7 protein-coding genes are annotated in these 9,486 nt (G+C 70.4%); 2 read left to right on the plus strand and 5 right to left on the minus strand.

The annotated features are described in order from the left end of the window. Nucleotides 1-4 precede the first annotated feature (4 nt). From ACFY2X_RS28225 to ACFY2X_RS28245, 5 genes are all read right to left on the minus strand, one after another. Nucleotides 5-1,885 carry a propionyl-CoA synthetase gene (locus ACFY2X_RS28225; protein ID WP_389943530.1) on the minus strand — a complete coding sequence of 627 codons (1,881 nt, stop codon included), beginning with the start codon at nt 1,883-1,885 and terminating at the stop codon, nt 5-7. A gap of 7 nt (nt 1,886-1,892) precedes the next feature. Further along, nucleotides 1,893-2,867: a carbohydrate kinase gene (locus ACFY2X_RS28230; RefSeq protein WP_389943533.1), complete on the minus strand. Its 975-nt coding sequence runs from the start codon at nt 2,865-2,867 to the stop codon at nt 1,893-1,895. A 259-nt stretch (nt 2,868-3,126) separates the two neighbouring features. Then, nucleotides 3,127-3,591 carry an SgcJ/EcaC family oxidoreductase gene (locus tag ACFY2X_RS28235; protein ID WP_389943535.1) on the minus strand — a complete coding sequence of 155 codons (465 nt, stop codon included), beginning with the start codon at nt 3,589-3,591 and terminating at the stop codon, nt 3,127-3,129. 146 nt (nt 3,592-3,737) lie between these two features. Beyond that, nucleotides 3,738-6,425, minus strand: a complete 2,688-nt coding sequence (locus tag ACFY2X_RS28240) for a PEP/pyruvate-binding domain-containing protein (protein WP_389943537.1) — start codon at nt 6,423-6,425, stop codon at nt 3,738-3,740. Beyond that, the gene (locus tag ACFY2X_RS28245) at nt 6,394-6,870 is read right to left on the minus strand and encodes a MarR family winged helix-turn-helix transcriptional regulator (protein WP_389943540.1); all 477 of its coding nucleotides are present in this window, start codon (nt 6,868-6,870) and stop codon (nt 6,394-6,396) included. The genes ACFY2X_RS28240 and ACFY2X_RS28245 overlap by 32 nt, the downstream gene beginning before the upstream one ends. Nucleotides 6,871-7,033: 163 nt before the next feature. Here ACFY2X_RS28245 and ACFY2X_RS28250 point away from each other — a divergent pair, with 163 nt between their 5' ends. Both ACFY2X_RS28250 and ACFY2X_RS28255 read left to right on the plus strand, forming a co-directional pair. Continuing rightward, nucleotides 7,034-8,272 (plus strand): NAD(P)/FAD-dependent oxidoreductase, encoded by a 1,239-nt coding sequence (locus ACFY2X_RS28250; RefSeq protein WP_389943543.1) that lies wholly within the window; start codon nt 7,034-7,036, stop codon nt 8,270-8,272. 159 nt (nt 8,273-8,431) lie between these two features. Next, nucleotides 8,432-9,247: a type II CAAX prenyl endopeptidase Rce1 family protein gene (locus ACFY2X_RS28255; RefSeq protein ID WP_389943546.1), complete on the plus strand. Its 816-nt coding sequence runs from the start codon at nt 8,432-8,434 to the stop codon at nt 9,245-9,247. The last annotated feature ends 239 nt before the right edge of the window (nt 9,248-9,486 follow it).

A 9,486-nucleotide genomic window follows, 5' to 3' on the forward strand; every position in this document is an offset into this window, starting at 1 on the left:
GCCCCTACGGCCGCGGGTGCGTTCCCATGATCGTGCGGAGGGTGTCCAGCACCGTCGCGTCCTCGATGGTCGAGGGCACCGGCTCGTCGTGGCCCTCGGCGATGCCGCGCATGGTCTTGCGCAGGATCTTGCCCGACCTGGTCTTCGGCAGCGCCGGGACCACGTCGACCTGCTTCAGCGCCGCCACGGCGCCGACCTGGTCGCGGACCGCCTGGACGAGGTCGGCCCGGAGCGACTCCGGGTCGGCGTCCACGCCGCTCTTCAGCACCACGAAGCCGCGCGGGACCTGGCCTTTCAGCTCATCGGTCACCCCGATCACCGCGCATTCGGCCACCGCGGGGTGCGCGGCCAGCACCGCCTCCATGGAGCCGGTGGACAGCCGGTGCCCGGCCACGTTGATCACGTCGTCGGTGCGGCCCATCACGAACAGGTAGCCGTCCTCGTCCACGTAGCCGCCGTCGCCGGTCAGGTAGTGGCCGGGGAAGGCCGACATGTAGGACTTCGCGTAGCGATGGTCGTCCTGCCAGAGCGTGGGGAGCGTGCCGGGCGGCAGCGGCAGCCGTATGCAGATCGCCCCCTCCTCTCCGGGGCCGCACTCGGTGCCGGAGGGCGTGAGCACGCGCACGTCGTAGCCGGGGACGGGCACGGTGGGACTGCCGGGCTTGATCGGCATGGGCTCCAGCCCGCGCAGGTTGGCGGCGATCGGCCAGCCGGTCTCGGTCTGCCACCAGTGGTCGACGACCGGGATGCCGAGCTTTTCCGACGCCCAGTGGTAGGTGTCGGGATCGAGGCGCTCTCCGGCGAGGAACAGCGTCCGCAGTGACGAGATGTCGTGCTCGCCGAGCAGGGCCGCCGCCGGGTCCTCCTTCTTGATCGCCCGGAATGCGGTCGGCGCCGTGAACAGCGCGCTCACGCCGTGCTGGGCGATCACCCGCCAGAACACGCCCGCGTCCGGGGTGCCGACCGGCTTGCCTTCGTACAGCACGGTCGTGGCCCCGTGTAGCAGCGGGCCGTACACGATGTAGGAGTGGCCGACCACCCAGCCGACGTCGGAGGCGGCCCAGAACACCTCGCCCGGCTGGATGTCGTAGATGTTCGTCATGCTCCACAGCAGCGCGACCGCGTGCCCGCCGTTGTCGCGCACGACACCCTTGGGCAGGCCGGTGGTGCCGCTGGTGTAGAGGATGTAGAGCGGGTCGGTGGCCCTCACCGGGACGCACTCGGCCGGTTTGGCGTCCAGGCTCGCCCAGTCCACGTCTCTGCCGGGCGCGAGCTCCGCCGGCGCCTGCTCACGCTGGAGGACCACGCAGTGGGCGGGCCGGTGCTCGGCCAGGTCGAGCGCGGCGTCCAGCATCGGCTTGTACGGCACGACCCGCGTGGGCTCGATCCCGCAGGAGGCCGACACGATGACCTTGGGACGCGCGTCGTCGATCCGGACCGCCAGCTCCTTGGGCGCGAACCCGCCGAAGACCACCGAGTGCACCGCGCCCAGCCGCGCGCAGGCCAGCATGGCGATCACCGCCTCCGGGACCATCGGCATGTAGATCACCACCCGGTCGCCCTTCTCCACGCCGAGCGACCGCAGCGCCCCGGCGAACCGGGCGACCTCCTCGCGCAGCTCGGCGTAGGTGTAACGCCGGAGGGACCCGGTGACCGGGCTGTCGTAGATCAGCGCGAGCCGGTCGCCGTGGCCCGCCTCGACGTGCCGGTCGAGCGCGTTGAAGCAGGTGTTCAGCTCCCCGTCGGGAAACCAGCGGTAGAACGGCGGGTTGTCGGCGTCCAGCACCTCGCGTGGTGCCCGGATCCAGGTCACGGCCTCGGCGGCTTCGGACCAGAAGCCCTCGGGGTCGGTGATGCTGCGGGTGAAGGCGTCTGCGTAGGACATCAGTTCATCATGCTCTTCCCTGAGCGCCCGGTCGAGACACCTGCTCGTCCAGGTCGCGGGCCCACGGCGGGTTGGCGCCGGCGACCGAGCAGGTGAATGCGGCGACGCGGGCGGCGAAGGAGGCCGCGTCCTTGGCCTGGTCGAGATCGAGATCGTCGAGCCGTCCGCCGAGCCGGCCGGAGGAGTGCAGGCGGTGGAGGAGCCCCGCGGTGAAGGAGTCGCCCGCGCCGACCGTGTCCACGACGTCCGTGGCGGGAGCGGGCACCGTCGCGCGCTCGCCGTCGAGGGAGATGATCGCGCCCTGCGGGCCACGGGTCACCACGATCAGGCGGGCGCCCTCGGTGTGCCAGGTATCGCAGACCTTTTCGAGGGGTTCGCCCGGATGGATCTGCTCCAGGTCGTCGTCGCTCAGCTTGACGATGTCGGCGAGGGCGCACCACACGGGCATCCGCTCGCGGTAGACGGCGGGGTCGACGAGCGTGGCGCGCACGTTGGGGTCGATCGAGATGGTGGCGTGCGCGGCGGTCCTGCCCAGCAATTCCTCGACGTGTCCCGAGCCGGGGGCGCGGACCAGGGCCAGAGAGCCGGTGTGCAGGCAGGCGACCTCGCCGATCCGCTCGGGGGTCAGCTCCGCCGGGCTCCATCCCCAGTCGGCGGAGCCCTCGGCGTAGAAGGAGTAGACGGCCTGCCCCGACTCGTCCAAGGTGGCCACCGCGAGCGTGCTGGGCTCGTCGGCGGTCGCGCAGCCGGTCAGGTCGACTCCTGAGGCGTCGAGGTGAGCGCGGAACAGGGCGCCGAAGGTGTCGCGGGAGATCCGCCCGAGGAAGCGGGTGGAGGTGCCGAGGCGGGAGAGGGCCACGGCGGTGTTCGCGGGACCGCCACCGGGCAGGACGCGCAGGGTCAGCTCGCCCCGCGCGGCGTCAGCGGTGGCGAAGGCGTCGGCGACGCACTCGCCGAGCACGGCGACATGGGTGGCAGGCATGGGCCCTGCCTTTCTGAGACGTCTGGTCGGATGCGCCCCGGCGGTGGTGCCGTCCCGCTACGACGGTCTCGTTACGACGGTATGGCATCAATGGTCCTTCCCGCGGAATTCATCGGCCATGGCAGCGAATGTCAACGTTGACGCTGCCGTCTCCCGGGAACCAGCGGGAACGTTTGACGCCTTGTGGCACTCGTGCCGCCGGCGCGACTGGGCTTCCGGCCGCGGTGCCGGCCCGGTTCGGTTTGGTTCTCGGGTTGTTTCACTGATCGGCCAGGGGCCTGGTCTTCGGCTGGAATTTGAAGGAGATGGCCTCCATGAGGGCCTGGTGCTTGGTGTTGTGGAAGGCCGCGATGCGCCAGTGGCCGTCCGCCTCGCGCACGATGGTGTAGGTCTGGGTCTTGCCCAGCTTGGTGGGCTTCTTGCCCTTGTAGGTGTCACCCCGCGAGGTGACCACCGCGGTGCCGGGGCCGTAGAAGCGGATGTCGATGATCTGGTCGGCCAGGTGGGTGCCCTTGAGGAAACTGTCGAACAGGGCACGGTGTCCTTCCGTGACGTCGGCGCGGCCTTCGTAGAGGGTGCCGACGAAGGTGACGTAGGTGGCGTCTTCGGTGAAGCAGTCGCCGTAGGCGTCGGCGTCGCCGTGTCCCCAGGCTTCGACCAACCGGCCGAGCAGGGTGCGGATGGCGACTTCGTCGTGGGTCCGGTTCATCTCCGCTGCCTCCATGATGACTTCCTTAATGCAGTTTCTGTGTTTAGCATTTATCTGCTTGCTTGCAGATATTAGATTAAGGAAGACGCATGGCCGTGTCAACTGATCGAGATGCGACCCTGCCGGCCTGCGCCTCACCGGGTGAGGCGCAGGCCTTTCGGTCATTCCGTGGTGACCGCGCCCGAGGTGCCGTCCACGGTGATCCGCTGGCCGGTGACGATGTGCTCGGTGGCGCGGGCGACACCCACGACGGCCGGGATGCCGTACTCGCGGGCGACCACGGCACCGTGGGAGTTGGCGCCGCCCATCTCCATCACCAGGCCGCCGGCGGTGAGGAACAGCGGTGTCCAGCCGGGGTCGGTGGAAGGGCAGACCAGGATCTCGCCGGGCTCCAGATGGGCGCCCACCGGATCGAAGACCACCCTGGCGATCCCCGTGACACTGCCCGCAGAGGCCGGAGTGCCGGTCAGCGCGCCGTCCACCGGGGCCGACGTGGCGACGGCTTCGGGCTCGGTGCCGTCCGACAGCAGGACTCGGGGCAGGTGCCTGCGGCGCTGCTCGCGCGCGGCGTTCTCACGCCGCTCGGAGACGAGCTCCCGCAGCGTGGCCGGGTACGGCGGCGCCGTGTCACCGGAGCCGGCCGTGGTCACAAGGGCGGTCCTGACCTCGCGGACGGTCAGGAAGAAGACGTCGTCGGGAGCGGACAGCAGGCCGCGGGCGGCCAGATCGGCGCCGATGATCATCAGCTCGGCGCGCATGGCGGCCAGGATGTTCACCATGAAGAACTTGGGCAGCTCGCGAAGTCCGGCCAGGGCCCGGGTCCGGCCGAGGGCGAAGCGGACGATCCGGCCACGGAGGCCGCCCGCGCGGGCGCTCAAGGTCTTGACCATGAGGGCGGCCTCCGCGGCGCCCTTGGCGAACAGCGCGTCGGGAGACAGCGCCGGGTCCTCCAGCCGCAGGTAGTTGGCCAGGACGCCGATGACATGCGCCGGGTCCTCCGACCAGCGCGGCACCCCGAGATCGATCTCGGCGACCGCCCGGCTGCCGTAGACGGACAGGAACTCCCTCAGCCCCCGGTCCACCACGCCGGGCAGCGACCCGTCGCGGAAGCGCTCGGCGAGCGTGGCCGCCGGGGTGCCGAGCAGCAGGGAAGCGGCGTCCTTGTCGGAGCGGATCCGGCCGGCCAGGTGCCACAGGGCCAGGTCCATCTCGGTGGTCACGTTGTGCGGCAACCCCCGCAGGACGGTCGTGAGATCACCGGGCCGGGCGAGGTCACCGAGGAGGCGGACGGCCAGGCCGAACATGGCCAACCCGGCCACCGCCCCCGGCAGGATCTGGGGCAGCATCGAAATGGCCTGGGATCCCAGGATCCGCTCGACCCGGTCGAGCCGCTGGAGGGGGGTGGCATCCGCCGGGGACGCCAGCCGTACTCGCAGGTCCGCTCCCAGCCGCTGCGCCCGCCGGTGCGCGGACGCCGGGTTCAGCACGGCCTGTACGGCGCGCGACGGCACGCGGAAGCGAGCCGCGTTCTTGGCGAACCGGCGCAGGGCGGGCCGCACGGAGTGCTGGGTCACGCTGAAGCGGGGGTCGTCGAACAGGCCGCGCAGCACGGTGGCCGATCTGGCCTCCATCAGGTCGAGCAACCGGGGGAAGCCGGCTCGGCCCACCCGGCTGCGCATCACCCCCGTGACGTCGATGAACAACCGGCCGGCCGCCTCGGCGAACCGGGGCGCCCCGTCCCGCCGGTCGGCGACCGGGATTCCCAGCAGCCCGGCGACCGACGACGACAGCAGCCGGAAGGCCGACATGCCCATCGGGGTGATCGGCCCGTAGACGCCCTGGGCCACGCTGAAGGAGAAGTAGATCCGCGTGCCCTCGACGCCCGGCGCATCGGGATCGCCGCCGTGCCGGGGAATCGGGAAGAGGGTGGTGATCGGGCGCGACTGGGTCAGCCACAGCGTGCCGTCGGCGTCGATGGCCCACTCGGTGTCCTGCGGGGAGCCGTAGTGGTCCTCGACCCGGCCGCCCAGCTCTGCCAGTGCCCTGATCTGGGCGTCGGTGAGGCACGAGCCGTCCGTCGCGGTCTCGACGTGCTCGACGCCGCCGCCGGGCAGCGACCGGACGGCCAGCCGTTTGTCGCCCAGCCGCCGCTCGGTGATCCGCCCGGTGGCGATGTCCACCACGAAGTGGTCGGGATTGACCGCGCCCGACACCACGGCCTCGCCGAGACCGGGGCTGGCGTCGATGACCGCCTCGCGCCGCCGCCCGGTGACCGGATTGGCGGTGAACATGACTCCGGCGACCTCGGACTGGACCATCTCCTGGATCACGACGGCCAGCAGCACGGCTCGGTGGTCGATGCCGTTGGCGGCCCGGTAGGCCACGGCCCGGTCGGTCCACAGCGAGGCCCAGCAGCGCCGGACCGCGTCCAGCACGGCCTCGGCGCCGATCACGTTGAGATAGGTGTCCTGCTGCCCGGCGAAGCTGGCGTGCGGCAGGTCCTCGGCGGTGGCGGAGGAGCGGACCGCGACGGGGCCGTGCGCGCCCTGCCGTACGGCCTCGGAGATGTCCTCGGGCACCGGAGCGCGGAGCACGAGCTCGCGGGCGCGGGAGGCCAGGCCGTTCAGTGCTCTGACGTCTGTGGCGGGGGTGACGGCCAGGGCGTCGAGCACATCGTCGAGGCCGGCCTGCTCGGCGACCCTGCGGTAGGCCTCGGTGGTGACGCACAACCCGGGTGGGACGGGAAGCCCGGCGGTGGTGAGCACGCCGAGGTTGGCGGCCTTGCCACCGACGAGGGGCAGCATCTCCGCCCCGATGTCATCGAATTTCAGGATCAGTGGGGTGTGCATGGATGCGTCTCCTTGAAGCTTCGCCGAGCAGCGACATGGCTCGGATCACGAGCTCGCGTTCTTCGGCGTTCAGGTAGGCCATGACCTCCAGCTGGGCGTCCGCCCTGGCGCGCTCGAACTCCCGCAGGAAGTTCGCGCCGCTTTCGGTGAGGGCGATCCGCCGGGCTCGCCGGTCGTCGGGGTCCTCGTGGCGGTCGACCAGGCCTCGCCGTACGAGCTGGTCGACCAGGCGGCTGGTGGCCGAGACCGACCGGCCGACGTGATCGGCGAGCTCGCGGAGTGTCGTGGCGGTCGTGTGGTCGAGGACGTAGAGCGTGACGATCTGGATCACGGAGGGGTCTTCGCCCTCGAATCCGCGCAGCAGGTGGAGCAGGAAGCCGGGGAGCAGGGCTCGCCGGAAGTCGCCGATGTCGCGGGCGAGGCGATCGCGCTCCACGCCGTCCACGGGCGACTCCTTGCACTGCTGCAATCAATGCGTCCCTGCAACGTTAAGCCGGGGCGTTCAGGAAGTCAACAAGTGATGAAATTACATGAAGATCACCGGTGCGCGCTCCGGACCGGCGCTCAAGTTCGTCGGAACCCGTGAGGAAACGGGTAGGAAGAGATTCATGACCACCGAGCAGACGTTCGTCATCGTCGGAGCGGGCCTGGCCGGGGCGAAGGCCGCGCAGTCCCTGCGAGAGGAGGGCTTCGCGGGCAGGATCACGCTGGTCGGTGCCGAGGACGAACGCCCGTACGAGCGGCCTCCGCTCTCGAAGGGCTACCTGCTCGGCAAGGAGGAGAAAGCCAAGGTCTACGTTCACGACGAGAGCTGGTATGACGAGAACTCCGTCGAGCTGCTCCTCGGGCGCCGCGCGACAGGCCTCGACCGGGCCGCGCGCCAGGTGGAGCTCGACGGTGGCCCGCGGCTCGGATACGACAAGCTGCTGCTCGTTACCGGCGCGTCTCCACGCCGCCTCGACGTGCCCGGCGCGGACCTGGACGGCGTGCACTATCTCCGCGGTTTCGAAGACTCCGAACGACTGCGCGAGGCCATCCGCGGGGGTGGCCGGGTGGTCGTCGTGGGAGCCGGATGGATCGGGATGGAGACCGCGGCCGCCGCGCGGGAGTACGGCTGCGAGGTGACCGTCGTCGAGCCGCAGCAGATGCCGCTGCTGGCCGCGCTCGGCCCGGAACTGGGCGCCTTCTTCGCCGACGTGCACCGGCAGAAGGGTGTCGACGTGCGGCTCGGCCGAGGCGTGACCGCCTTCCGCGGCATCACCGGACGCGTCCGGGCGGTGCTCACCGACGACGGCGGCGAGATCCCGGCCGACGTGGTGATCGTCGGTGTCGGCGTGCGCCCTGACACCGAACTCGCCGAGCGGGCGGGCCTGGCCGTGGAGAACGGGATCGTCGTCGACGCGTCTCTCCGCACCGACGACCCCGGCGTCTACGCCGCGGGCGACGTGGCCAACGCGTTCAACCCCCTGTACGGCACCCGGATACGCGTCGAGCACTGGGCCAACGCGCTCAACGGGGGACTGGCAGCGGGCAGGGCCATGCTCGGCCGGGAGGTCGTCTACGACCGGCCGCCCTACTTCTTTACCGACCAGTACGACGTCGGCATGGAGTTCTCCGGCTGGTTCGCACCGGGTGGATACGACTCCGTCACCGTCCGCGGAGACCTGGAGGCGCGGGCCTTCCACGCTTTCTGGCTCTCCGGTGGCCGTGTCGTGGCAGGGATGCACGTCAACCGGTGGGACGAGGGCATCGCGCCGGTGCAGGAGCTGATCCGCGCCGGCGTACGCGTCGAGCCCGACCGGCTCGCCGACCCCTCGGTGCCGATCACCGACCTCGCGAAGAGCTGACCGGCGACCACATGACCTCCGCCGCGTCCCTGCGGCGGAGTGCGACCCGTTTCCTCCCTGTATTCAGGATGTGCTGTGACCTGCGCCTTTCACGGCGACTCGAAGCCGTGTCAGAGCGACATCAGGTCCGTGTCAGGTCGCGGGGCCACACTTCCCGGCATGGACTCAGCAATGCGGCTCCCGGCCGACACCCAAGGCGCCCAGCCGAAAGGCTTCGTCGCGAAGCTCCTCGCCGACCGTCACTCCGTCCCGTTCTCCATCGCACTGCACCTGGTGCCCGGCGCGGTCATCGTCGCCGTGTACGCGTTCATCGCCGCCCCCCTGGTCCGGGCGATGGACTTCCCGATCTTCCTGGCCTGGGCCATCGCCCTCGCGGTTGTGCTCTTTCCGCTCCAGCTGTTCCTGCTGTGGCTGGGCAAGAAGCAGACCGGCCGCTTCACGATGAAGGGCGTCGTCCGCTACCGGGACAAGCCGGTCTCGCGCGGCAAGGTCTTCTGGCTCGGGGCCGCGTGCCTCGTGTGGATGACCGTGGTCGCGCTCTCACTGACCCCGCTGGACAACATCGTCTACGACTGGTTCTTCACCTGGGTGGACTACCAGGGCGCCGGCCCCGACGGCACCGCCTACCTCCAGGGCTACCCGCAGGAGCTCGTGCTCACCACGCTGCTCATCTGCGCACCGTTCACCGGCTTCACCCTGCCCCTGCTCGAGGAGTACTACTTCCGCGGCTTTCTGCTGCCCCGCCTCCCGCAGCTCGGCAAGTGGGCCCCGTTCTTCAACACCTTCTTCTTCTCGGTGTACCACTTCTGGGCCCCTTGGACGGTCCTGTCGAAGCTCGTCTTCCTCTACCCGGGCGTCTGGCTCGCCTGGAAGAAGCAGGACATCCGCATCTCGATCGCCATGCACCCCGGCTCGGCGCTGCTGATGACCGTGGTCGGCGTCATCGCCCTCGCCTCCGGCGCCTACTCGGTGTGAGACCGCCCAAACGAGGGGTGCCGTCCGCTGGCCGGATGCTTCGCTCCGGAGCGGGCCGCAAGCGCGCCGAGCAGGTCCCCAGCCGCCAGGTAGCTGATCTACAAGTCTCTGGGGGACTCGTCCTGAGTAGAGGTGCCGTTAAGAAACGTGCGACGAGCCGCTGACCAGGGCCTGAGCTGGGACTTCGTTCGAGCGTTCTTCGGCGCCACCAGACATCGAGGCGAGAAGGGCCGATGCCG

Source organism: Streptosporangium sp. NPDC000396 (assembly GCF_042898655.1).
Classification (GTDB): Bacteria; Actinomycetota; Actinomycetes; order Streptosporangiales; family Streptosporangiaceae; genus Streptosporangium.